Annotated in this window: 16 protein-coding genes and 2 pseudogenes; 5 read left to right on the plus strand and 13 right to left on the minus strand. The window is 57.6% G+C overall.

What is annotated here, in order from left to right:
- Nucleotides 1-64: 64 nt before the first annotated feature.
- Nucleotides 65-850 (minus strand): annotated as a pseudogene (locus tag ACMGGX_RS21220) (NAD-dependent epimerase/dehydratase family protein); the annotation flags it as partial.
- A 127-nt stretch (nt 851-977) separates the two neighbouring features.
- Between ACMGGX_RS21220 and ACMGGX_RS21225 the strand changes: the two are divergent.
- Nucleotides 978-1,097: pseudogene (locus ACMGGX_RS21225) on the plus strand (LysR family transcriptional regulator); the annotation flags it as partial.
- 130 nt (nt 1,098-1,227) lie between these two features.
- Here the strand turns inward: ACMGGX_RS21225 and ACMGGX_RS21230 are convergent.
- The 5 genes from ACMGGX_RS21230 to ACMGGX_RS21250 all read right to left on the minus strand — a co-directional run bounded on the left by ACMGGX_RS21230 (nt 1,228) and on the right by ACMGGX_RS21250 (nt 7,888).
- The gene (locus ACMGGX_RS21230; protein ID WP_420298939.1) at nt 1,228-1,455 is read right to left on the minus strand and encodes a hypothetical protein; all 228 of its coding nucleotides are present in this window, start codon (nt 1,453-1,455) and stop codon (nt 1,228-1,230) included.
- Nucleotides 1,456-1,719: 264 nt separating this feature from the next.
- Nucleotides 1,720-4,860 carry a Cu(+)/Ag(+) efflux RND transporter permease subunit SilA gene (gene silA, locus ACMGGX_RS21235; protein WP_420299031.1) on the minus strand — a complete coding sequence of 1,047 codons (3,141 nt, stop codon included), beginning with the start codon at nt 4,858-4,860 and terminating at the stop codon, nt 1,720-1,722.
- A 10-nt stretch (nt 4,861-4,870) separates the two neighbouring features.
- The gene (locus ACMGGX_RS21240; RefSeq protein ID WP_420298940.1) at nt 4,871-6,121 is read right to left on the minus strand and encodes an efflux RND transporter periplasmic adaptor subunit; all 1,251 of its coding nucleotides are present in this window, start codon (nt 6,119-6,121) and stop codon (nt 4,871-4,873) included.
- A gap of 11 nt (nt 6,122-6,132) precedes the next feature.
- Nucleotides 6,133-6,474 (minus strand): cation efflux system protein CusF, encoded by a 342-nt coding sequence (gene cusF, locus ACMGGX_RS21245; protein ID WP_420298941.1) that lies wholly within the window; start codon nt 6,472-6,474, stop codon nt 6,133-6,135.
- A 28-nt stretch (nt 6,475-6,502) separates the two neighbouring features.
- Nucleotides 6,503-7,888: an efflux transporter outer membrane subunit gene (locus ACMGGX_RS21250; protein WP_420298942.1), complete on the minus strand. Its 1,386-nt coding sequence runs from the start codon at nt 7,886-7,888 to the stop codon at nt 6,503-6,505.
- A gap of 162 nt (nt 7,889-8,050) precedes the next feature.
- Here ACMGGX_RS21250 and ACMGGX_RS21255 point away from each other — a divergent pair, with 162 nt between their 5' ends.
- Both ACMGGX_RS21255 and ACMGGX_RS21260 read left to right on the plus strand, forming a co-directional pair.
- On the plus strand, nt 8,051-8,734 hold the full coding sequence (locus tag ACMGGX_RS21255; RefSeq protein ID WP_029741284.1) for a copper/silver response regulator transcription factor: 684 nt from the start codon (nt 8,051-8,053) through the stop codon (nt 8,732-8,734).
- A complete protein-coding gene (locus ACMGGX_RS21260) occupies nt 8,724-10,178 on the plus strand; it encodes a Cu(+)/Ag(+) sensor histidine kinase (protein WP_420298943.1) in 1,455 nt (484 codons plus the stop codon). Before ACMGGX_RS21255 ends, ACMGGX_RS21260 begins: the two co-directional genes overlap by 11 nt.
- A gap of 4 nt (nt 10,179-10,182) precedes the next feature.
- Here the strand turns inward: ACMGGX_RS21260 and ACMGGX_RS21265 are convergent, their stop codons facing one another.
- Nucleotides 10,183-11,088, minus strand: coding sequence for a LysR family transcriptional regulator (locus ACMGGX_RS21265; RefSeq protein ID WP_420298944.1), 906 nt, complete (start codon nt 11,086-11,088; stop codon nt 10,183-10,185).
- A 117-nt stretch (nt 11,089-11,205) separates the two neighbouring features.
- Here ACMGGX_RS21265 and ACMGGX_RS21270 point away from each other — a divergent pair, with 117 nt between their 5' ends.
- Nucleotides 11,206-12,606, plus strand: coding sequence for an MFS transporter (locus ACMGGX_RS21270; protein WP_420298945.1), 1,401 nt, complete (start codon nt 11,206-11,208; stop codon nt 12,604-12,606).
- A gap of 102 nt (nt 12,607-12,708) precedes the next feature.
- On the opposite strand, the gene ACMGGX_RS21275 is transcribed toward ACMGGX_RS21270, so the two are convergent.
- Genes ACMGGX_RS21275 through ACMGGX_RS21285 form a run of 3 tightly spaced genes read right to left on the minus strand, consistent with a single transcriptional unit; the run spans nt 12,709 to nt 15,419 of the window.
- A complete protein-coding gene (locus ACMGGX_RS21275; protein WP_420298946.1) occupies nt 12,709-13,704 on the minus strand; it encodes a DUF2891 domain-containing protein in 996 nt (331 codons plus the stop codon).
- Between the two features lie 9 nt (nt 13,705-13,713).
- Entirely contained in the window at nt 13,714-14,700 is a 987-nt protein-coding gene (locus tag ACMGGX_RS21280; RefSeq protein ID WP_126795417.1) for a DUF979 domain-containing protein, read from the minus strand.
- Nucleotides 14,697-15,419, minus strand: coding sequence for a DUF969 domain-containing protein (locus ACMGGX_RS21285; RefSeq protein WP_181595099.1), 723 nt, complete (start codon nt 15,417-15,419; stop codon nt 14,697-14,699). Before ACMGGX_RS21285 ends, ACMGGX_RS21280 begins: the two co-directional genes overlap by 4 nt.
- Before the next feature lie 199 nt (nt 15,420-15,618).
- On the opposite strand from ACMGGX_RS21285, the gene ACMGGX_RS21290 reads away from it, so the two are divergent.
- The gene (locus ACMGGX_RS21290) at nt 15,619-16,164 is read left to right on the plus strand and encodes a winged helix DNA-binding protein (RefSeq protein WP_023335754.1); all 546 of its coding nucleotides are present in this window, start codon (nt 15,619-15,621) and stop codon (nt 16,162-16,164) included.
- A 2-nt stretch (nt 16,165-16,166) separates the two neighbouring features.
- Here the strand turns inward: ACMGGX_RS21290 and glgX are convergent, their stop codons facing one another.
- Genes glgX through treZ form a run of 3 tightly spaced genes read right to left on the minus strand, consistent with a single transcriptional unit; the run spans nt 16,167 to nt 22,510 of the window.
- Entirely contained in the window at nt 16,167-18,242 is a 2,076-nt protein-coding gene (gene glgX / locus ACMGGX_RS21295; protein ID WP_420298947.1) for a glycogen debranching protein GlgX, read from the minus strand.
- Between the two features lie 15 nt (nt 18,243-18,257).
- Nucleotides 18,258-20,726, minus strand: coding sequence for a malto-oligosyltrehalose synthase (gene treY / locus ACMGGX_RS21300; protein WP_420298948.1), 2,469 nt, complete (start codon nt 20,724-20,726; stop codon nt 18,258-18,260).
- Nucleotides 20,723-22,510: a malto-oligosyltrehalose trehalohydrolase gene (gene treZ, locus ACMGGX_RS21305; RefSeq protein WP_348561171.1), complete on the minus strand. Its 1,788-nt coding sequence runs from the start codon at nt 22,508-22,510 to the stop codon at nt 20,723-20,725. The genes treY and treZ overlap by 4 nt, the downstream gene beginning before the upstream one ends.
- Nucleotides 22,511-22,520 lie beyond the last annotated feature (10 nt).

Here is a 22,520-nt window from a genome sequence, read left to right on the forward strand (position 1 = left end):
AGCGTTTTTCAAAAGTTGAAGTATATCAGACATTTTTCAACCCTTTCTAAACGTGCAGGTTATGTTAAATACAGCCCAGGCCCGCTAGTGTAGAACGCACGGCCTCGGTAAGGGGGGTCTGCGGTTCATGACCTAAAAAGGCTATCAGTTTTGAATTATCCATCTCTATTGTCTGTTCCCAGAGATAGCGCATCTCCCGCATTTCACGCAGCGTGGTGTTAAACGGACTCATTGCAGAGATCAGCCACCATGGAAATGACTTCACCTTCGCCTTAATACCGGCATGCTCCGCGACGTGCTTTATGGCTGTGGTCATCGCTGTCCCATCAGGATCCCAGTGACCACGCATATGAAAACAGGAAAACGCTTCGAGTTCATCCCGCCGCGCCAGCAGTGCCGCAACGGTTTCGGCGACATCCGGCAGATAGGCCCACTGATGGCCTGCGCCGGTTTGCCCGGGATTTTTAATGACCTTCGGTGGATGCCCCGGTTTGACTAATCCCTGTGAAAACCAGTTGTTGCCAGCATGGGGACCAAAAAAGTCGCCAGCCCGCAAAATCAGCACCTTTCCGCCACGCTGTGCATAGGCTGCGAGCGCCTTTTCCATTTGCACGCGTATGGCTCCTTTTCGGGTAACCGGATCCTGAGGGGAATCCTCGCGTAATAGGGGAAAAGCATCCGGACCGTAGTTATAAATCGTGCCCGGCAGAACGATTAATGCACCGTTTCGCTCCGCTGCGCTGATAGTGTTATGCAGCATGGGCAAAACCAGCTGTTCCCAGTTTCGATACCCCGGCGGGTTAACGGCATGGACAATCACGCTGCATTTTGATGCCGCTGCCTGAACCTGAATCAGCCCTGGGGCTTGTTTTATTTACCCGTTCGCAGACGGGATTGCAGGCCACGGATGCAGCCGTTGAGCTGATGGGCCATGCGCAGGCGATGGAATGCAGAGGATAATGCCTGATTACTTTGCGTTTCATCTGGACACCTGGCTGGTGATGCATGAGGATTTACGCCACAGCCGGGCCTGTAAAACGGTGTTTGATTTTCTTGCTGAGGGTTTACAGGCTTATATCAACAGGGCAAAACGGTAAGCCATGCACTGTGAGATGATCAGCGTGACGATAGCAGCACTTGAGAAGACACACTCAGAGGTCATTAGCATAACGATGTCCATAAAATGCCAGATTCCTTCTGATCCCATACTGGTGCGCATAATGTATATTATGTTAAATGTAACGCAGAAAACGACGTCGCTGTTTCGTTAGTACTGCATGGACGGGTTTTGATCATCTCCTTATGCATTTCCGTCATGCTCTGGCTCGAATTTGATGTGTTGCTTTGCATCATGTCATGGGACATTGCTGCCTGTTCGTGGTTGTTTGTCTTGGCAGCCCAACTGGATGCAGAAACCGCCAGGATGGCAATAACAGATAAAAAGATCTTTTTCATGGTTGTATCTCCGAAGTTAAAGTGCCCAATAGTTGATGGCCTTCTTTATAATGAATTATAAAAACCGGCTGCTGTTTATCGCATGACTGGCGAGTGACATTTCTGTCACTCTATGGGCTTATTCCCTACCCTGTTCCGGCACTCAAGGAATATAAGATGCTGCTGTTTAATCGTGCCTGGCGCAAGCTTCTCAGCCAGACGCGTGCTAAAACAGAGCGCTAAGCGTTCATCCCGTAAAAAACCCGCCATCGCTGGCGGGATTTTTTATGGTTTTTTATGCCTGCGCAGCCAAATTAACTTGTACGCCGCCGGAATAATAAACAGCGATAGCAGCGGCGCCGTGATCATCCCGCCAATCATCGGTGCCGCTATCCGGCTCATGACTTCTGACCCTGCCCCCGTCCCCCAAAGAATGGGCAGCAGACCGGCAATGATCACCGCGACGGTCATTGCCTTTGGCCGCACGCGCAGCACGGCGCCATGGTAAAGGGCGTCATCCAGCCCCTGTTCGGTGAACGTGTCCCGATGGGACAACGCCGGTTGCGCTTCAACGGCATGACGCAAATACATTAGCATGACCACCCCAAATTCTGCTGCCACCCCGGCCAGAGCGATAAAACCGGTGCCGGTTGCCACAGACATATGGAAGCCCTGCCAGTAGAGGAACCATATCCCACCGACCAGGGCGAACGGCAGGCTCATCAGGATCAGCAGCGCTTCATCCACGCGACGGAACGCCAGATACAGCAGAATAAAGATGATCATCACCGTCATCGGCACCATCAGCTTTAGTTTCTTGTTGGCGTGTTCGAGCAGCTCAAACTGCCCGGAGAATGAGACGCTGGTGCCCGGCCTCAGCTTTACGTTCTGACTAATGGCCGTCTTAATGTCGTTCACCACCGACACCATATCCCTGCCGCGGGCATCGATATAAATCCAGCTCGCAGGCCGGGCATTCTCCGTTTTCAGCATCGTGGGGCCGGAAACCACGTTGATATCCGCCACATCGCCCAGCGTGATCTGCTGTTTCATCGGCGTCAGGATCGGCATCTGCTTCAGCGCGCTCGGGCTGTTCCGGTAGTCCTGAGGATAGCGGATATTAATCGGGTATCGGGCGACGCCTTCCACCGTTTCCCCTACCGTCGCGCCGCCGATGGCCGAGGAGACAAAGAGCTGCACATCGCCCACCGTCATCCCGTAGCGCGAGGCTTTTTCCCGGTTGATATCGACATCAATGTAGCGCCCGCCCTCCAGACGTTCAGCCAGGGCAGACACCACGCCCGGCACCATTTTGGCTACCGTCTCGATGCTCTGCGCCGTGGCGTCAATATCCGACAGAACAGTACCTGAGACCTTGATACCAATCGGGCTTTTGATCCCGGTCGAAAGCATATCGATGCGGTTACGAATGGGCGGAACCCAGAGGTTCGCCAGGCCGGGCAACCGAACGGTCTTATCGAGCTCGTCAATAATCTTGTCAATCGTCATGCCGGGCCGCCACTGATCCTCAGGCTTGAGCTGAATCGTGGTTTCCACCATTTCGAGCGGCGCGGAATCCGTAGCCGTTTCGGCCTTGCCGGTTTTGCCAAACACCGAGGCCACTTCAGGTACGGTTTTGATGAGTTTGTCCGTGGTCTGTAACAGCGCGGCCGCTTCTGCCGGAGAAACGCCCGGCAATGTTGACGGCATATACAGCAGATCGCCTTCATTAATCTTCGGCAGGAATTCACCGCCTACCTGGCTGAGAGGCCAGATCACCGTGAAGATGGACAAGGCCGCAACCAGCAGGGTTGTTTTTGGCCAGCGGAGCACCTTAATCAGTAGCGGGTGATAGGCTTTAATCAGTAGCCTGTTCAACGGGTTACTGGTCTCAGCGGGAATCTTACCCCGGATCCAGAACCCCATCAGGATGGGGATAACGATGATAGCCAGCGCAGCCGCACCCGCCATGGAGTAGGTTTTGGTGAAAGCCAGCGGACCAAACAGCCGCCCTTCCTGACCCTCAAGGGTAAAGATAGGAATGAAGGATAAGGTGATGATCAGCAGGCTTATAAACAGCGCCGGGCCAACCTCGACAGAGGCGTTGGTGATCACCTTCCAGCGGGTGGCGTTATCAATGTGCTCTCCCGGATGCTGGTGATCCCACTCTTCCAGCCGTTTGTGCGCGTTTTCAATCATGACGATAGCGGCATCCACCATCGCGCCAACGGCAATGGCAATGCCTCCCAGCGACATGATATTGGCGTTCAGCCCCTGGAAATGCATGACGATAAAGGCAATACACAGGCCAAGCGGCAGAGAGATAATCGCGACCAGCGCAGAGCGGACGTGCCACAGGAACAGTGCACAGACGATGGCCACCACGATAAACTCTTCGAGCAGTTTGGAACTCAGGTTGTCGATTGCCCGATCGATGAGCTGGCTGCGATCGTAGGTGGTCACAATCTCAACGCCTTCCGGCAGGCTGGCCTTCAGCGTCTCAAGCTTATCTCTCACCGCCGTAATGACTTCGCGCGCATTTTTTCCCGAACGCAGGATGACCACGCCACCCGCAACTTCCCCCTGCCCGTTCAGCTCGGCAATACCGCGGCGCATTTCCGGACCCGTTTGTACGCGGGCGACATCCCGAAGGTAAATCGGTACCCCGTTCTCGCCGGTTTTCAGAACGATGTTATTGAAATCGTCCATCGTCTGCAGATAGCCGCTGGCGCGGACCATATACTCCGCTTCCGCCATTTCAACTGACGATCCCCCCGCCTCCTGGTTAGACGACTCAAGGGCCTGCTTAACCTCCGGCAGGCTAATGCCGTACTGAGCCAGTTTTAACGGATTAACCTGGATCTGATACTGCTTCACCACGCCGCCGACGGAGGCCACTTCGGCAACGTTCGGGATAGTTTTCAATTCAAATTTCAGGAACCAGTCCTGCAATGAGCGCAACTCAGCGAGATCGTGTTTTCCGCTGCGATCCACCAGCGCATACTCAAATATCCAGCCCACGCCCGTGGCATCAGGACCGATTTCGGAGCTCACGCCGGCAGGCAGCTTGCCCTGAACCTGGTTCAGATACTCCAGCACGCGCGAACGGGCCCAGTACAAATCGGTGCCGTCTTCAAAAATGACGTACACGTACGAATCGCCAAACTGCGAAAAACCGCGCACGGTCTTTGCGCCGGGAACCGACAGCATGGTGGTGGTGAGTGGATAGGTCACCTGGTTTTCAACAATCTGCGGGGCCTGGCCGGGATAGCTGGTTTTGATAATCACCTGCACGTCAGAGAGATCGGGCAAGGCATCGACCGGGGTGTTGATAATGGTCCATGTCCCCCAGACGCTGAGAAACAGCGCCCCCATCATGACCAGGAAACGGTTGGCGACTGACCGCCGGATAATCCATTCAATCATCATCGTCTCCTTAATGGCCAGAATTCGCGCCGTCAGCAGCTTCAGCGTGACGCATGCGCTCCAGCGCGCCGGTAATATTGGCCTCCGAGTCAATCAGGAACAGACCGCTGACCACTACCGACTCGCCCTCTTCCAGTCCGCTACCAATGCCGGACTGCTGCTGAGATTCGTGCAGTACGTGGATCCTTTTCGGTACAAAATTCCCGTCCGCATCGACGGTAATCACGCGCTGTTCTTTACCGGTATCGATAACGGCCTGGGAGGGGATCAGCAGCATTTCCTGACTTTGGGTATTCAGCTTCAGGTAGGCGTTCATGCCCGGTTTCAGCAGCTCATCCCTGTTAGAGACCTGCAGACGCACCTGCAGCGTACGGGTGGTTGGATCCACGCTCGGCAGAAGACTCCATTTTTCAACCGGGAAGGATTTATCCGGATAAGCCGGTATCGAAACAGCAAACTGCGAGGTCTCTTTCAGCAGATAAGCAATAGACTCAGGCACTGCCGCGCCGATCCAGACCGGATCCATCCCCTGAATTTGCGCTACTACCTTATCTTTGGAAATATTCATGCCGGTACGCAGATCAAAGGCCGTGATCGCTCCGTCGATCGGTGCCCTGATGGTAAACCGGGTCTGGATAGTGCGGGTCGCACGCAGCCTCTGAATATCCTCATCCGGCATACCCGCCAGCCGAAGCCGTTCCAGAACCCCTTTGATTTGCGTCGGCGTTCCGCCGGTGCCGGATAACAGCAGAAACTCGCTCTGCGCCTCGACCCAGTCAGGAATGGTAATATCAACGAGCGGCGTGCCTTTCTTCACCTTATCGCCCGTCGTCAGCGGGTACACTTTCTCCACGAAGCCTTCCGCGCGCGCCTGCACAATGACAAACTGATAGTCGTTATAGCTGACGTTGGCCGGGATCGTCTGGGCATAATTCAGCGTTCCGCGCGTCACCTTTTGCGTTTTTAATCCCAGGTTCTGAACCTGCGTCGGGTCAATACGGATACCGGCACTGCTTTTATTCTCATTTTCATCCGCATATTTCGCTACCAGATCCATATCCATAAACGGCGATTTGCCGGGCTTATCGAATTTAACGTCTGGCTTCATTGGGTCATACCAGAAAAGCACCTTTCTTTCAGAGGTTCTATTTTCTGTTTTTTCAGATGAATGAAGCGCCTGCCATGCCGTCACCGATATCAGCCCTCCCGCAATAAGGCTGCTGACTATCATGGCAGCATATTTTATTTTTAATGAGGCCATGCCGCGTCTCGCTATTTAATGCTCTTGAGTAAAGAGATATTGCCCTGCTGAACAAATGAAAAATCAACGTGACTGCCGATTTTTAAGGCATTGATACTCTCGTCAGCCTGAATAAAGGTGAAACGCATGGTCATCGCGGGCCAGCCAATTTCCGGGATCGCTTCATGGGAAATCGTGACTTTTTTATTCGTGAGATCAATGTCCTTCACGATGCCGGTTCCCGTGATGACCTGCTCTGAGGTCCCTTCGCTGGCAGCACTCATCATCTCGTGCTGATGAACCTCAGCCTGGAGGCTGGCAGAAAACACAATGGAGATCGCACCAAATACAACGGCCTTAAGTGAATTGCGCATGGTTATTTTCCTGTTTAATTAAATAACGTTATTCGACCCAACCGCCGCCGAGCGCGGTGAAGAGATTAATTTCATTAACCTGCAGGGCATAAATAAGGTCGAGAATATTTTGCTGGGTAGAGAAAAGAGAACGCTCCGCGTCAAGCACTTCGATATAGCTGACCGCGCCGCTGGAATATAGCCCTCTGGCACGTTGAAGCGTGATGCGGAGTGAATCCAGATACCGCTGCTGTGCAGCAAGCTGCTGGTTAATGCTGTCCCGCAGCGCGAGCGCGTCGGCAACCTGTTTAAAGGCGGACTGAATTTTTTGTTCGTAATTAACCACCGACTGCTGCTGGCGAATTTCGGCCAGCTTCAGGTTGGCCTTATTTCTGCCCGCATTTAAAATGGGAATTTCGATTTTAGGAATAAAATTCCACATCCCGCTCCCTGACGTGAACAGGCTGGACAACTCCGTGCTGCCCGTTGATAGCCCGCTGGTGAGAGATATGGACGGGAAAAAGGCGGCGCGCGCCGCGCCGATATTCGCATCGGCCGCTTTAAGCTGATACTCCGCTTCCATAATATCCGGGCGCTGCAGCAGTATCGCGGAGGAAAGATGAGGAGGCAGTTTTACCGGCGCAACGTCGCTGGCGTTCATGCCGCCGTCGCCCGGCAGCGCGCGATACGTGCCGAGGACCAGTTGCAGGGCATTATTGGCCTGCGCCAGCTCACCCTCTCTTTTGGCAATCTCTGCCTGCGTGCTTTCGATCTGTCCCCGGGCCTGTTCCAGCGCCAGGACGTTCGTACTGCCCGTCACCAGCTGCTGCTCAACGAACGCATAAGACTGCTGGTAATTTGTCAGCGTATCCCGCGCAATGCTCAGCTGTTTATACGCCAGCTGCTGGTTAAAATAGCTCTGCGACACGTTAGAGACGAGCAGGATATGCACCGCGCGACGGGCCTCTTCGCTGGCGAAAAAGTTTTGTCGGTCGACATCGCTCATGTTCTTCAGCTTGCCGAAGAAGTCGAGTTCGTAGCTAAGCGCAATGCCCGCGTCGTACTGCTGCGCGGTGGGTTTGTCACTTTTCAGCCCGCCGCTGTACGTGATGCCCGAGGAGGCATTCAGCTGAGGATAGCGGTCCGCATCCGTCACGTTGAACTGCGCCCGGGCTTCCTCGACCTTCAGGGCGGCCATTTTTAGATCGCGATTGTTCTTCAGGGCCTCCGTAATCAGCCCCGCAACTTGAGGATCGACGAAAAAGTTGCGCCAGCCGGTGTCCTGATACCCCGCCGCCGCGGGCGTCAGGCCGTTACGGGAGAGCGAAAACTGCCGGGGTACAGGTGCTTCTGGCCGCTGGTACTCCGGGGCCAGCGAGACGCAGCCTGCCAGAATAAATACCGTACTGATGCTTAGTCGTTTTAACAGGAACATAACGGTTCAAATAAAGTCCAGAGTAGTTTTAGGGCTACTCTACGCAACGCATCCTGTTTGACGGGTGACAGGATAATGACAATGTTGTCATTTTTAGCGTAAGTCATTGTTAACGGAGGTACGCTCACTAGAATGTCATCAGCAGCCAGTCAGGGGAGCACGATGAAAATACTGATCGTCGAAGACGAAATGAAAACCGGTGAGTACCTGAGTAAGGGGCTGACTGAAGCGGGGTTTGTTGTGGACCACGCGGATAACGGCCTGAACGGCTACCATCTCGCCATGACCGCTGAATACGATCTGCTGATTCTGGATATCATGCTGCCCGATGTGAACGGCTGGGACATTGTCCGCATGCTCCGCTCTGCCGGAAAAGGGATGCCCATCCTGTTACTCACGGCTCTCGGCACGATTGAACACCGGGTTAAAGGGCTTGAGCTGGGCGCAGATGACTATCTGATTAAGCCTTTCGCCTTTGCTGAGCTGCTCGCCCGGGTGAGGACGCTGCTGAGACGCGGAAATACGGTGATTGCGGAAAGCCAGCTTCAGGTAGCAGACCTGACGGTTGACCTCGTGTCGAGAAAAGTAAGCCGGGCCGGAAGCCGCATCTCGTTAACCAGCAAAGAGTTCAGCCTGCTGGAGTTTTTCATGCGTCATCAGGGAGAGGTGCTTCCCCGCTCCCTGATTGCCTCCCAGGTGTGGGACATGAATTTTGACAGCGACACTAACGCGATTGATGTGGCGGTAAAGCGGCTGCGCGCGAAAATCGATAACGATTTTGAACCGAAGCTGATCCAGACGGTGCGCGGCGTGGGCTATATGCTGGAGGTACCGGATGCGCGTTAAGCTTGCCAGGCGCCCCTTTTCTCTTGCCCTGCGGCTGACCTTTTTTATCAGCCTCTCCACGATACTGGCCTTTTTCGCCTTTACCTGGTTTATGCTCCATTCCGTTGAAAAGCATTTCGCCGAGCAGGATATCAGCGACCTGCAGCAAATCAGCACCGCGATGCACCGCATACTGCAGTCTCCGGTCGATCCCGATCAAAAGAAAATCAGCAAGATCAAAGAGTCGATGGCCAGCTACCGCAACGTGGCCGTTCTGCTTCTGGATCCGCAGGGCAATACCCTGTTCAGCTCGGCGCAAGGGGCGGCTTTGCGCCCTGCGATGAACGCGGCGGATTTTAGCGAACACCGCCGCACGCAGGATGTGTTTCTCTGGACGGTAGAAGACCCGGCCAACCCCATGCACGCCGGGTCCGACATGAAAATGGAAACGTACCGGATTATCGCCTCTTCAGGCACGGCGACGCTGCAGGGCAAAACGCAGGGCTACGTCATGCTTATCGGGCTCTCGATTAATTTTCATCTGCACTACCTTGAGGCGCTGAAAAAAAATCTTCTGATGATTGCCGCGGCGATCAGCCTGCTGATTATTCTTGTCATTCGCATCGCGGTTCGTCAGGGACATTTGCCCCTGCGTAACGTCAGCAACGCCATTAAAAATATCACTTCAGAAAACCTGGACGCGCGGCTGGAGCCGTCCCGCGTGCCCGTTGAGCTGGAACAGCTGGTCATCTCCTTCAACCATATGATCGAAAAGATTGAAGATGTCTTTACCCGCCAGGCGAATTTTTCCGCCGATATCGCGCATGAAATCAGAACCCCCATCACCAACCTGGTGACGCAAACGGAAATCGCGCTGAGCCAGAACCGCTCGCAGAAAGAGCTGGAAGATGTTCTGTACTCCAGCCTTGAAGAGTACAACCGGATGACCCGGATGGTCAGCGACATGCTTTTCCTGGCGCAGGCGGATAATAACCAGCTCGTCCCTGACCGGGTGATGTTTGATTTAAGTGCAGAGGTCATGAAAGTCTTTGATTTCTTCGAAGCCTGGGCGGAAGAACGCAACGTTACGCTAAAATTTAGCGGGATGCCCTGCCTGATAGAGGGCGATCCGCAGATGTTCAGAAGAGCAGTGAATAATCTGCTCTCCAATGCCCTGCGCTATACGCCAGCCGGGAAAGCGGTGACGGTCTCCATCAGAGAACAGGATAACAACGTTGAACTGATGATAGAAAATCCCGGTACGCCGATCCCGCAAGAGCATCTGCCAAAGCTGTTTGACCGTTTCTATCGCGTCGATCCGTCAAGGCAGCGCAAAGGCGAAGGCAGCGGGATCGGGCTTGCCATCGTGAAGTCCATCGTCACCGCGCACCACGGAAAAGTCCGCGTGGAATCGGATGCGGTGTCGACACGCTTCATCCTCTCCGTGCCGGGAAAAGTGGCCTGAGGCGTCAGCGCACGGTCCGACACACTTCCAGCACCTTTTCCCTGAGCCAGCGATGCCCCGGATCCCTTTCCATGCGCGGATGCCACATCTGTGACACCGTAATAGTCCGGGTTTTAAACGGCAGTTCAAAGACGTGTACGCGCTCGTTCATCGGCTGATTGAGCAGGTACAGCGCCGGCACCATGGCAATCAGATCGGACGCGAGCGCCACGGATAGCGCCGTTGGAAATCCGGGCACCACGCTGGCGACCTTGCGCTTTATCCCCCGTTCCGCCAGCGCGTCATCGACAAACCCGTGTAGCGATCCGTCCGGTGAGGCCACCACGTGGCCCCACGCGACATAATCGTCAAGGCTGACGTCAGGCCGTAATGACAGCGGATGCCCCTTGCGCACCGCGCCAACAAACCGATCCTGAAAGAGCCGTTGCAGCCGTATTTCCGGCCCCATATTGCTCTGCACGCCGATCTCCAGGTCGACCAGCCCCTCACGCAAATAGCGCGAGGTTTTTTCAGGTTTCGGCGAGAAGCGGATGCACACCCCGGGCGCAACGCTCGCCACCGCCGCAATCAGCAGTGGCCCAAACGCCACCACAAAACCGTCGTTGGCCCTGATGGTGAACAGCCGCTCGAGACTTTCCACCTTCAGCGCGTCGGTGGAGGGCTGCAGCACCGCCCTCGCCTCATGCACGGCAGTTCTGGCGCGGTCCCGCGTGGCTTCGGCCCAGGGAGTCAGCACCATATGACGACCGGCCCGCACCAGAATAGGATCGCCGGTCACCTCCCGCAGCCTGCTCAGGGTGCGGCTCATAGCGGATGTGCTGAGGTTCAAACGTCGCGCCGCGCCCGCCACGCTGGCTTCGGCCAGCAGAACGTCGAGCGCAACCAGAAGGTTAAAGTCAGGATCGACCACGGTGACTCCTAAGATAAGGCGTTATATGCAACGATTAAGTGCAACTGATGCGTCTTCCGCCCTGTATACCGCATGATTATAGTTTCGTCATCACTATTCTTATGCGGAGTAACGACGATGACGCTATTTTCAAACCTGCCCGGCGATGAAGGCTTACCCGGTCATGAACGCGCCCGGGTCATGGCCGCCGTCATGACCACCACGCTGATGGGCGTCTTTGACGGCACCATGATCAACATCGCGCTGCCCTCCATGGCAAGGGCGATGCAGGTTCCCGCGAACGTTGCGGTCTGGTTCGCCAACGGTTACCTGCTGTCAGCGGCAATGACGCTAGCCATCTTCGCGGCGCTGGCGGCGCGCGTGGGCTATCGCCCGGTGTTTCTTGCCGGGCTTGCCACCTTTACGCTCACCTCGCTCGGCTGCGCGCTGGCAGCAACGCCGGAAATGTTAACCGGCATGCGTATTCTGCAGGGCATCGGCGGCGCGGCCACCCTGAGTATCGCCCCGGCGATCCTGCGCTCCGTTTTTCCGGGTCGACTGCTTGGCCGCATTTTGGGGCTGCACGCCCTGCTTATCGCCTCCAGCACGGCGATTGCCCCCGTGCTGGGCGGAACGATACTGGACGCGCTGAGCTGGCAGTGGCTGTTCGCCATTAACATTGTCCCGGGCAGCATTGCCCTGCTGCTGGCGTGGCGGGCCTTGCCGCGGGAAACGGCCATTGACCGCTCGCCCTTTGACGCGCCGGGCGCCATGCTCTCCGCCGCGCTGTTAGGTTCGGCGATTATGCTGGCCGACAGCCTTCAGCGCGTGACGCAAGACATCAACCAGGCGGCCACAGGCTGGGGGCTGCTCACGCTGGTCAGCGCTCTCGCCTTTATCTGGCGGATTCGGCGCGCGCAAAGTCCCATACTGCCGCCCGTCATGTTCAAAAACGGACGCTTTACCCTCGCAGCCCTGACCTCGCTGGCCTCGTTTGTCAGTCAGGGCATCACCTTTGTCGCGCTGCCGTTCCTGTTTCAGAGCGTGTATGGCTACAGCCCTGTGGTCTCCGCGCTGCTGTTCACCCCGTGGCCAATTGGCATCGTGCTGATTGCACCGCATGCGGGACGCTGGGCAGATACGATTTCCGCGCCGCTGATCTCGACAATCGGGCTGATGATTTTTGTCGGTGGGCTGATCCTGCTGGCGACGTTGCCGGAAAGCCCTTCCGCATGGAATATCTGCCTGCGCAGTCTGGTTTGCGGGATTGGGTTTGGCTGCTTCCAGAGCCCCAATAACCGGGAGATGCTCTCTAACGTGGCGCGGGAATATGCCAGCTACGCCTCCGGCGTGTTGTCGATTGTGAGGACATTCGGCCAGTGTCTCGGTGCCGCCGCGGTGGGCGTGCTGCTGGCGACGACCGAATCAGACCATGACCGGGCCGTGCATTTTGCGCTGTGGATAGCCGTGATAGCCTCAACGGGATCGGTGTTGTTTAGCGTGAGTCGGCTGCGCCCTGCGGTTCGGGCATCAGTCTGATTCGCCCGGCGGCGCTACGCTTGCACGGGCCTACAAGGAAGCTTTGCACAATGTAGGCCGGGTAAGCGCAGCGCCACCCGGCAAGAAAGACGGCGCGTTCGTTTACTCCAGCGCCAGCAGCGCAAAGCTCGCCAGCCAGTGCCCGCCGCTGTAGTGGCTGCCGACAACATGCTCAACGCTTGCCGTCAGGTGTTTCGTCACCGCCTCGCGCAGCGCCTTCTGCGCCGGATGGTTTGCGGGAAGCGCTTTAGCAATATGCTTCATGCACCAGGCGCGGCTGAGGTTTAATCCGTCAAGATGGGCAATTTTCGGATCGGTACGATCGCTCACTTCCGCCGGGTTCATCAGTGCTGCAACGGAGCCGGCATCCGGCAGAAACGCGTCAAACCAGGCCGGGAAGTCTTTTAACACCTTGCTCATCAGTAGCGCCTCGGTCAGCGCCCCGGAAATATACTCATCGCCGCCCGGTTCGTAGTGCGCAGGATAGCGCGTGTCGGCGAGATAAAACCGCTCCGCCGCCGTCACAATCGCCTGCTCAAGCGCGCTATCTTCCACGGCGCGGGCGTAATCCAGCCCCAGCGCGAGGGCAAATGCGGTGTTGTAGTGCGTCCCGACGCGGATCGGATAGGTGAGCTTGCTGAGGTAATCCACCAGCCGGTTACGAATATCCTGGGTTAACGGCTCAAGCGTCCGATACCAGCCTGCGGCCTGCGGCAGCGACGACTGCTTTAGCTCCTGGGCCAGCGCCAGAAGCCAGCCGTAGCCATACGGGCGCTCAAACGAGGCGCGAAACGGCGCGGTGAAATAGGCCAGCTCCTTAGCCACTTTCGCTTCCGTCAGGTGCTCGTCGACAAGCGCGACGATCGCGTCCCGGCTCGGCAGATCCGGGTAGAGGCGCACGCAGCGCAGCAGCAGCCAGTAGCCGTGAACCGCCGAGTGCCAGTCAAAACAGCCGTAGAAAATGGGGTGCAGTTCGCGCGGCGGCAGAACGTCGCCATCATCATTCAGCAGGTGCATGATGTGGTTCGGGTATTCCTGGCGCAAATAGGTCAAAGGCATGCGGGCAAACGCGTCAGCCTGATGTTGCGTTAATTCCATAACAGCTCCTTAGCGAAACACGAGGAAATACATGAGGAACACGTTCACCACCAGCAGGGTTAACGCGGTCGGGATCTGGATCTTGATCACCTGATATTTGTCTTTCAGCTCCAGCAGCGCGGCGGGAACAATATTGAAATTCGCGGCCATCGGCGTCATCAGCGTGCCGCAGTAGCCCGCGTACATGCCAATCGCCAGCAGCGGCGCCGGGTTGCCGTGATGCACGTTAATCAGGAACGGCAAGGCGATCCCCGCGCTCAGCACCGGGAAGGCCGCAAACGCATTTCCCATGATCATGGTAAACAGCGCCATCCCCACGCAGTAAATCACCACCAGCATAAAGCGGTTATCCGGGTTAACGAACAGGCTCACCACCTTCTGCACCGAATCACCAGTATTGGCCGCCACGAACACGCCGCCGAGCATGGCCAGCATCTGCGGCAGGATCACCGCCCAGCCGATGGTATCGACAAGACGACGAGACTGGCGAATGGCGTGCAGCGGCGTGCCTTTGGTCAGCCACCATCCGGTGAGGATCGCCGCGACGCAGGCCACGCACAGCGCCGCCAGGGTAAGCTGCTTTTGATCGAGCAGGAACACGCCGCCAATCGACACGCCCTTCAGGAACAGGGTGCCGAGAACCGTCACCACCGGGATCATCAGCGCGGGCAGGAATAGCCAGTTTTTAAGGCGGTTTGACGAGGTGAGACGTTCGTCTTCGGTGGACATTTTATAGTGCCCTTTCCCGACAAGACCAAAGCCCGCCAGCAGCGCGATAGCGATAACACCCCCGCCGATTATTCGGTACGCCAGCGATTTCCCCAGCTCCTGCACCATCAGGTCACCGAACAGGAAGATCCCGCCGAATAAGAACCAGAAAAGCGCCGTGGTAAAACGCTTCGGATTGGCGCGATCGCGCAGGGTCATCACAACCAGCAGCATCACGACGAAGCCGATCAGGTAGTACACGCGGTTAATGGTGATAAGCGTCATCATTGCGCGGCCTCCTGCGTGCCTTGCTCCGCGCGCCAGGCCATGACGTCGCGACGGATGCTGGCATCCAGGCGCAGCAGGCGCGTCATATGAATAACTAATGCCGCAATGGCGGTTGGGATAGCCCACAGGCCGATATGCAGCGGTTCGATGCCCGCAATACCGTTCTCTTTCAGGAACGCGTCGATCAGCAGCACCGCGCCAAAGGCAATAAAGATATCTTCGCCAAAGAAGACCGCGATGTTGTCGCACGCGGCGGCATGAGCTTTGATTTTGTCACGGATGTGCTGCGGCAGCTCGCCGTATTCGTTCAGCGCCGCCCCTTCGGCCATCGGCGCCAGCAGCGGGCGAACCGTCTGAGCATGACCGCCAAGCGACATCAGCCCCAGCGCGGCGGTGCCCTCACGGGCGACAAAATAGAGCATCAGAATTCGCGCCGAGGTCGCGCTGGCGATCTTCGCCACCCAGGCCTGGGCGCGCTCCTTGAGCCCGTAATATTCCAGCAGACCAATCACGGGCAGGATCAGAATGAAGGTCGCCAGCGATCGGCTATTCACGAACTTTTCGCCAAAGGTCTCCAGCAGCATCCCGAAATCCATGCCGACCAGCAGACCCGTCGCCAGCCCCGCCACCACGACCACCAGCAGCGGGTTGAAGCGCAGTGCAAAACCAATAACCACGATCGGTATCCCGATCAGCGGCAACATCGTAGTACCGTCCATAACGTTTACCCTATCCAAAGTGAGCGTTGCGCGCCGACGGCTATTTTTTTAATTTGCGGCGAGCGATGTTGTGTTTTTCGTCAGGTTTCGGAAAACCTGCGCTAAAAAGCTATATCTGAACCTCAAAAACATGTAAACAAATTATCAATAAAATGTTCTTATTTTATCGATGAGTTTACATTTCTGGCTAAGGAACGTTATGACCTCGAAAAAGAGTGCTTCACCCGATCGCGACGATATCAACGATGGCCGGATCGTCTCTTCCCGCCATCTGGTGTCCGAGCGCTGCGCGGAGCTGTCAGAGCTGGAGTACGCGCTGATCATGACCAGCAACGCGTTCAATAAATGGATGGTGCGCTGCATGGCCGCTGCCGGTGAACCGGATATGGGCGCCTTTGACGTCTCGCTGCTGCATCATGTGAACCACCGCGACCGCAAGAAAAAGCTGGCCGATATCTGTTTCGTTCTTAACGTAGAAGATACCCACGTGGTGACCTACGCCCTGAAAAAGCTGGTCAAAGCGGGCTACGTGACGAGCGAGAAAGCGGGCAAAGAGCTCTTTTTCTCGACTACCGAGGAAGGAAAAGCGTTGTGTATGAAGTACCGGGACGTGCGGGAGGCGTGTCTGATAGCAATCCACGCGGAGAGCGGCATTGCCGGGAAGTCGATTGGCGAGACCGCACAGCTGTTACGCACGATCTCCTCCCTGTATGACACCGCCGCCCGCGCGGCGGCATCACTCTAGGGCTAAGGACGTCTGAACAGCGTAATACTGCGTCCGGCCAGTTCGTACTCTACGGTTTCGGTGAACGCTGTCCCGGCGGCAGCGCCATCTGCCGTAGACAGCTCCAGCACCCATCCCCCTTCGCCAAACTGCGGGATCTGGAACGGCACGGTGCCTTCAAACGGGTTGAACAGCATCAGCACGTCGTGCCAGATGCCGTCCTCCTGCCTGAGATCCGGCCTGCTGATGGAGACGCCGAGCGTCGAGCCTTCATCCCACTGCTCGGCCTGCTGTGGGCCGCCTCCGGCATTGAACCAGCGGATCTCCAGCCCGTCGCGCCAGCTTTCACGGCGCAATAACGGCTGCGATGCGCGAAGCGCAATGAGCCGTCGGGTAAACTCGCGCAGCGCAGCGTCGTTTTCGGTTATCCCGTTCCAGTCGATCCAAGAGATCTCGCTGTCCTGACAGTAGCCGTTGTTGTTGCCCTTCTGCGTGCGGCCAAACTCGTCCCCCGCCAGCAGCATCGGCGTGCCGTGGGAAAACAGCAGCGTGGTCAGGAAATTCCGCTTCTGCCGTTCGCGGGTAGCAATAATATCCGGGTTCTCCGTCGGCCCTTCTTCGCCATAGTTGTACGAGCGATTATCGTTATGCCCGTCGTTATTGTCCTCGCCGTTGTCGGCGTTGTGCTTCTCGTTGTACGACACCAGGTCATTCAGCGTAAAGCCGTCGTGAGCGGTGATGAAGTTAACGCTGGCCCACGGACGACGCCCGCGCAGATCGTACAGATCCCCGGAGCCCAGCAGGCGTGCGGCAAAGTCGGTAGAGACGTTATCGCCCTTCCAGTACTCGCGTACGGTATCGCGGTATTTGTCGTTCCATTCACCCCAGCCCGGCGGGAAACCGCCGACCTGATACCCGCCGGGACCGATATCCCAGGGTTCACCAATCAGCTTGAGTCTCGATAACACCGGATCCTGGGATATGGCGTCGAAGAAACCGCCGCGCGGATCAAACCCTTCCGGCTCGCGGCCCAGTATCGTCCCCAGGTCAAAGCGAAAACCGTCAATATGCATCGATTCCGCCCAGTAGCGCAGCGAATCCATCACCATCTGCAGCACGCGCGGGTGCGAGGTGTTGACCGTATTTCCCGTCCCGGTGTCGTTGATGTAGTACCGGTGCTGGTCCGGCAGGGTGCGGTAATAGCTATAGTTATCAATCCCCTTAAACGAGAGCGTGGGGCCAAGCTCATTTCCTTCCGCCGTGTGGTTGTACACCACGTCCAGAATCACCTCGATGCCCGCATCGTGATACGCGCGCACCATGTCGCGAAAGCCCTGGATCCCCGCCGGGCCGTAATAGCGCGACGCCGGAGCAAAAAAGCCGAGGGTGTTATAGCCCCAGAAGTTCTTCAGGCCGCGGTCGAGCAGATGCTGGTCGTCGGGGAACCAGTGCACCGGCAGCAGCTCCACCGAGGTGATGCCAAGACTCTTGATGTAGTCGACCGAGGCTTTGTGTCCCATCCCCTCAAACGTGCCGCGCAGCTCGGGCGGGATGGCCGGGTTCATCTGGGTAAAGCCCTTCACGTGGCTCTCATAGACGACGGTATGCGGCCAGGGCACGTTCGGCCGGCTGTTGTCCTGCCAGTCAAAGGCGTTCGGGTCGATGACCTTGCATTTCGGGGTGTACGGCGCGCTGTCGCGCGTATCAAAGCTTAAATCTAATTCGTCATGCCCCAGCTCATAGCCGAAATGGGCGTCGTTCCAGTCGATATCGCCCACCAGTTCGCGGGCGTAAAGGTCGATAAGCAGCTTGTGCGGGTTGAAGCGGTGACCGTTTTCCGGATCGTAAGGGCCGTAGACGCGATAGCCGTACAGCGCGCCGGGCTTCAGATCCGGCACATAGCCGTGCCAGACCTCATGGGTATATTCCGGCAGCTCCAGTCGGGCGATTTCGGTTTTCCCGGACGGATCAAACAGACAGAGCTCCACCCGCTCGGCGTGAGCGGAGAACAGCGCGAAGTTGACGCCCTTCCCGTCATAATTCGCCCCCAACTGCTGGCCATGACCGGCCCGAATTTCAAACGTTGTATCCTTTGCCATTTTCGTTCTCCACGATTATTCGCAGGTAAGCAGAACCAGTACACATCCCTTTTCTGACGTTAAATTCAGCGTCTCTTGCAGAATGCGGCTCTCACCGCTGAACAGATCCCGATAGCGTTTCCCCGCCAGCTGCTCGGGTATCGCCACCGTGGTATTAACCCACAGCTGATGATTATCGGTGACATCAAAAACCAGACGCGGCACGGCGACAATCAGCGCCTCCTCGTCCTTAACGCGCGCATAGACAATCAGATTCTCCTCGCGCTCGCCGGAGACCTTAAGCGGCAGCCAGTCGCCGTAGCGGAATAGCGCGTCGTAGTGTGGTCGAAGCCGCAGCAGCGTGGCGGTGACGAACTGCTTAACGCGCCCGTCTCGCCAGCAGGCCGGGTTGTCAAACACCGAGGCATCCGCCGCGCTGAGGTTATGCACCAGCGCGTTGAAATCCGGCTCCCGCCGGTTATCCGGGTCGACGAGGCTAAAGTTAAGCGCCTCGCTGCCCTGATAGATGTCCGGCACGCCGGGAGCCGTGAGCTTGATTACCGTCTGGCTGAGGCTGTTCATCAGCCCGGCCCGGATAAAGGGCTGCATCGCCTCGCTAAAATCATGCAGGAACAGGGCGTTGTCCGGCGAAAGCAGGTGCCGCGCGTAGCTCAGCACCACGCTCTCATAGCTCTCGTTGCTGTCGATCCAGTCGGTGCGCTGTTTTGCCTCGCGCAGCGCTTTCTCGAGGAAGCCGATAAAACGCGCTTCCAGTGATGCAAGCCCTTCAGCGTCGTCCGGAGACAGCGTGGCGGGCCAGACGCCCGCCAGCGCCTGATAGATCATCCAGGTATCGGCGGCGTTCGGCGCGGTGCCGTCATTCAGAAAACGCACCTGGGTCTGGTTCATCTGTCGCCAGCGGGCCAGGTTCTCACCCCAGCGTTCCGGCGCTTCCGTCAGGGTGTAGAGACGCGCCCGGGCGTCTTCCCCGCGCTTGGTATCGTGCGTGGAGGTGCCCAGCAGCGCGTCGGGCTGACGGGCCAGACGAATGCGCATCTCCTGGTGGAAGCGGGATAATGAAAACGCGCGCGGCGTCGGGTCGGCGCCCACTTCATTGAGCGCCAGCTCGAGGTTGTGGCGAAAGAACAGCGTGTCTTCAACGGACTTCGCCATCAGCGGCCCGGTAAGCTGCTGGAAGCGGGTTCTGAAAAGCGCGGCGGACTCGCGACAATCTTCCGGCAGGTCGCCGGTAAGAATGCGCACAAGCAGGCTCAGCGCCGCTTCAGACGTCTCCACGCTGGCGACCACGCGGTTAAGCAGCGCCACGTCAGGCGGGGTTAATCCCTCCCGGGTGCCGTAGGTGCGGTAGACCGGAAAGGCGATAAGCAGCTCGCGCAGCGCGTGGCGGATCTCCTCGCGCGGTAGCGCAACCTCATTGCGGCGGGCAAGATCGTCAGCAAGGTTTAGCAGCGTGGTGAATTCACCCTCAAAATTGCGATCGGTCATCAGGCCCTTGGCATCGCGCAGTTCCGCGTGGCGATCGACCGTTATCCCCAGCGTTTCGTCGTGGATGGTCTCCAGGCGCGACAGGTTATCGTCGTCGACCAGCACTTCCGCCAGCGAGGCGATAAACTCGTAGCCGGTGGTGCCGGATACCGGCCAGTCGGCGGGGAGCTGTTCTCCCTTCGCGAGAATTTTTTCAACCGTGATGTAGCAGTCGGGTCCGGTTTTCTCCCGCAGGCGCTGCAGATACCCCAGCGGATCGGCCAGGCCGTCGATGTGATCGATTCGCAGGCCGTCCACCACGCCGGCGTGAACCAGCTCCAGGATCAGCCGGTGCGTATCGTCGAATACCGGCTCGTCTTCAACCCGAACGCCGACCAGTCCGGTGATCTCGAAGAAGCGCCGCCACGAGAGCTGCTTCGGCGCTTCCCGCCAGGACATCAGCCGCCAGCTTTGCGCGTCGTGCAGTTCAGCGATGCTCTTATCCTCGCTGTATGTGCCCGGGTTGAGCGGATACGCCGTGTCGTAATAGACCAGAGAGGCCTTTCCCGTGACAGTGTCACGCTTCAGGGTGATGGTCCCCTTCTCCAGCTCCGCCTCAAAGGTGTCGCCGAGGAACGGCAGCGTAAGCGGGCGCGACCCGTCGATATCGAAATAGCGGAAATAGCGGCTCTGCTGGCCGTATTCAATTACGTCCCGCCACCAGGCGTTTTCCAGCGAGGTGGACATATGGTTCGGGACAATATCCAGAATCAGCCCCATGCCGGCCTGCTTAAGCGCCGCGGCCATGCGGTCGAAACCGTCTCGTCCGCCGATTGCGGGGTCAATTTCATTCGGGTTGGTGACGTCATAGCCGTGAGTGGAACCCGCTGTGGCGGTAAATACGGGCGACGCGTAGAGATGGCTGATGCCGAGATCTTTCAGGTAAGGCACCAGCGCCGCAACGCGGTCGAAGGTCATGCCATTGCGGAACTGAATACGATACGTGGCGGAAGGGATCATAACGATGCTTCTCCATCAGCAAAGCGAACGACAATACCGTTCGGCGGTAAAACGTCAGTGACTTCCGGCCAGGCAAAGCGCGTCTCACCCGCGAGATCGGGCAGCGCGGCGGGCTTATTACCGATATTCAGCGCCAGAGAAAGCGTCCCTGACGGGAAATGCCAGCTCACCGCCACCATGCCGGGCGCGGTCTTGATTACCTTGCCCTCAACGGCGCCGCCATGACGCAGAAGCGGAACGATATGGCGATGACGCAGCGTCAGCAGGTGGCGCGTGAAGCGCAGCCACGTTTTGCCTTCGTCGGTGGCAATCTTATTCCAGTCGAGTTTTGAACGGATGAAGGTGTTCACGTCGTTCGGGTCCGGGACGGTTTCATCGTGCCCGGCATGGCCCGTAAACTCTTTCGCGCGCCCTTCCCGCACCGCCTTTGCCAGATCGCCGTGAAAATCGGTGAAGAACAGGAACGGGTGCGTTTCACCAAACTCCTCGCCCATAAACAGCAGCGGGATATGGGGAGAAAGCAGCAGCGCGGCAAGCAGCACCCGCGTCTTGTCGGCACCGGCCAGGGCGATCAGCCGCTCGCCCTGGGCGCGATTCCCGGTCTGATCGTGGTTCTGAATAAAATCGACGAAGAACTGCGGCGGCTGCGTCTGGCACTCCACTCCGCGGGATTCACCGGTTTGCAGCGAAATCTCGCCCTGGTAGACAAAGCCTTCCGCCAGCGCCCGGGCGAACTTTTTCTCCGGTTCAAAGGCAAAATCCTGGTAATACGCGTGGGTCTCGCCGGTGGCAAACACGTGGGCAGCGTTGTGGAAGTCATCATTCCACTCGGCGGTAAACAGCGGCGTGTTGCCCTGTTCATCGCGCGGATGCAGGAAAATCACGTTGCGGCTGTCTTCCGTGGTCAGGTGAACGTGGCGGTGCGGGAGCGCCTCGCGGATTTTAGCGGCAATCTCCTCCAGAATGTGCGTCTCCGCGCTGTCTTTAATCTGGTCGATGGCGTCAAAGCGCAGGCCGTCCAGACGATACTCCGTCAGCCAGTAGAGCGGCGCATCGGTGATGTACTGCCTCACCGGCTCGCGTTCATAAGCAATTCCGTTGCCCCACGGCGTCATCCGCTGTGCGTCAAAAAACGCGGGCGACAGCAGAGGCAGATAGTTCCCCTCGGGGCCGAAGTGGTTGAGCACGATATCCAGCACCACGGAAAGCCCCAGCCCGTGCGCGGCGTCGATAAACGCGTGGAAATCCTCCGGCGTACCGTAGGCAGAGTGCGGGGCGTACAGCAGCACGCCGTCATACCCCCAGCCGCGGGCTCCGCCAAACTGAGAGACGGGCATCACTTCAAGCTGGGTAATACCGAGCTCTGCCAGATACGGCAGCTTGTCTATGGCGGCCCGGAAGGTGCCCTCCGGGGTAAACGTGCCGATGTGCAGCTCGTAGATAACCGTGTCTTCCCACGGCCGCCCTGCCCAGTCCCGGTTGACCGGCTGATAGCGTTGGGGATCGATAACGATGGAGGGGCCGTTAACGTCGCCTTTTTGCGCACGCGAGGCGGGATCGGGCACCGTCATGCCGTCCTGCAGAACAAATTGGTATTCTGCACCGTGCGTGACGCCGGGTACGTCTGCCTGAAACCAGCCGTCGCCAGCTGCCGTCATCGGCACGTCGGCGGCCGCCAGACGTAGCGTAAGTTCTTTCTGTCCTTCTGCCCAGACGCGAAAACGTACAACGTCATCGGAAATAAACTCAGCACCCCACTGCTTTTGAAATGTCCTGAATTCCATTCATTGTCCT

Source organism: Enterobacter sp. BNK-29, assembly GCF_048684785.1.
Classification (GTDB): domain Bacteria; phylum Pseudomonadota; class Gammaproteobacteria; order Enterobacterales; family Enterobacteriaceae; genus Enterobacter; species Enterobacter cloacae_M.

What these genes read in the sequence shown, in the direction of transcription:
- ACMGGX_RS21270 (WP_420298945.1), top strand. Translation starts at nt 11,206, where the DNA reads ATGACGCTATTTTCAAACCTGCCCGGCGATGAAGGCTTACCCGGTCAT.
- ACMGGX_RS21250 (WP_420298942.1), bottom strand. Translation starts at nt 7,888, where the DNA reads ATGTTCCTGTTAAAACGACTAAGCATCAGTACGGTATTTATTCTGGCA.
- ACMGGX_RS21260 (WP_420298943.1), top strand. Translation starts at nt 8,724, where the DNA reads ATGCGCGTTAAGCTTGCCAGGCGCCCCTTTTCTCTTGCCCTGCGGCTG.
- silA (WP_420299031.1), bottom strand. Translation starts at nt 4,860, where the DNA reads ATGATTGAATGGATTATCCGGCGGTCAGTCGCCAACCGTTTCCTGGTC.
- glgX (WP_420298947.1), bottom strand. Translation starts at nt 18,242, where the DNA reads ATGGCAAAGGATACAACGTTTGAAATTCGGGCCGGTCATGGCCAGCAG.
- ACMGGX_RS21290 (WP_023335754.1), top strand. Translation starts at nt 15,619, where the DNA reads ATGACCTCGAAAAAGAGTGCTTCACCCGATCGCGACGATATCAACGAT.
- treZ (WP_348561171.1), bottom strand. Translation starts at nt 22,510, where the DNA reads ATGGAATTCAGGACATTTCAAAAGCAGTGGGGTGCTGAGTTTATTTCC.
- ACMGGX_RS21255 (WP_029741284.1), top strand. Translation starts at nt 8,051, where the DNA reads ATGAAAATACTGATCGTCGAAGACGAAATGAAAACCGGTGAGTACCTG.
- ACMGGX_RS21275 (WP_420298946.1), bottom strand. Translation starts at nt 13,704, where the DNA reads ATGGAATTAACGCAACATCAGGCTGACGCGTTTGCCCGCATGCCTTTG.
- cusF (WP_420298941.1), bottom strand. Translation starts at nt 6,474, where the DNA reads ATGCGCAATTCACTTAAGGCCGTTGTATTTGGTGCGATCTCCATTGTG.
- treY (WP_420298948.1), bottom strand. Translation starts at nt 20,726, where the DNA reads ATGATCCCTTCCGCCACGTATCGTATTCAGTTCCGCAATGGCATGACC.
- ACMGGX_RS21230 (WP_420298939.1), bottom strand. Translation starts at nt 1,455, where the DNA reads ATGAAAAAGATCTTTTTATCTGTTATTGCCATCCTGGCGGTTTCTGCA.
- ACMGGX_RS21240 (WP_420298940.1), bottom strand. Translation starts at nt 6,121, where the DNA reads ATGGCCTCATTAAAAATAAAATATGCTGCCATGATAGTCAGCAGCCTT.
- ACMGGX_RS21280 (WP_126795417.1), bottom strand. Translation starts at nt 14,700, where the DNA reads ATGATGACGCTTATCACCATTAACCGCGTGTACTACCTGATCGGCTTC.
- ACMGGX_RS21285 (WP_181595099.1), bottom strand. Translation starts at nt 15,419, where the DNA reads ATGGACGGTACTACGATGTTGCCGCTGATCGGGATACCGATCGTGGTT.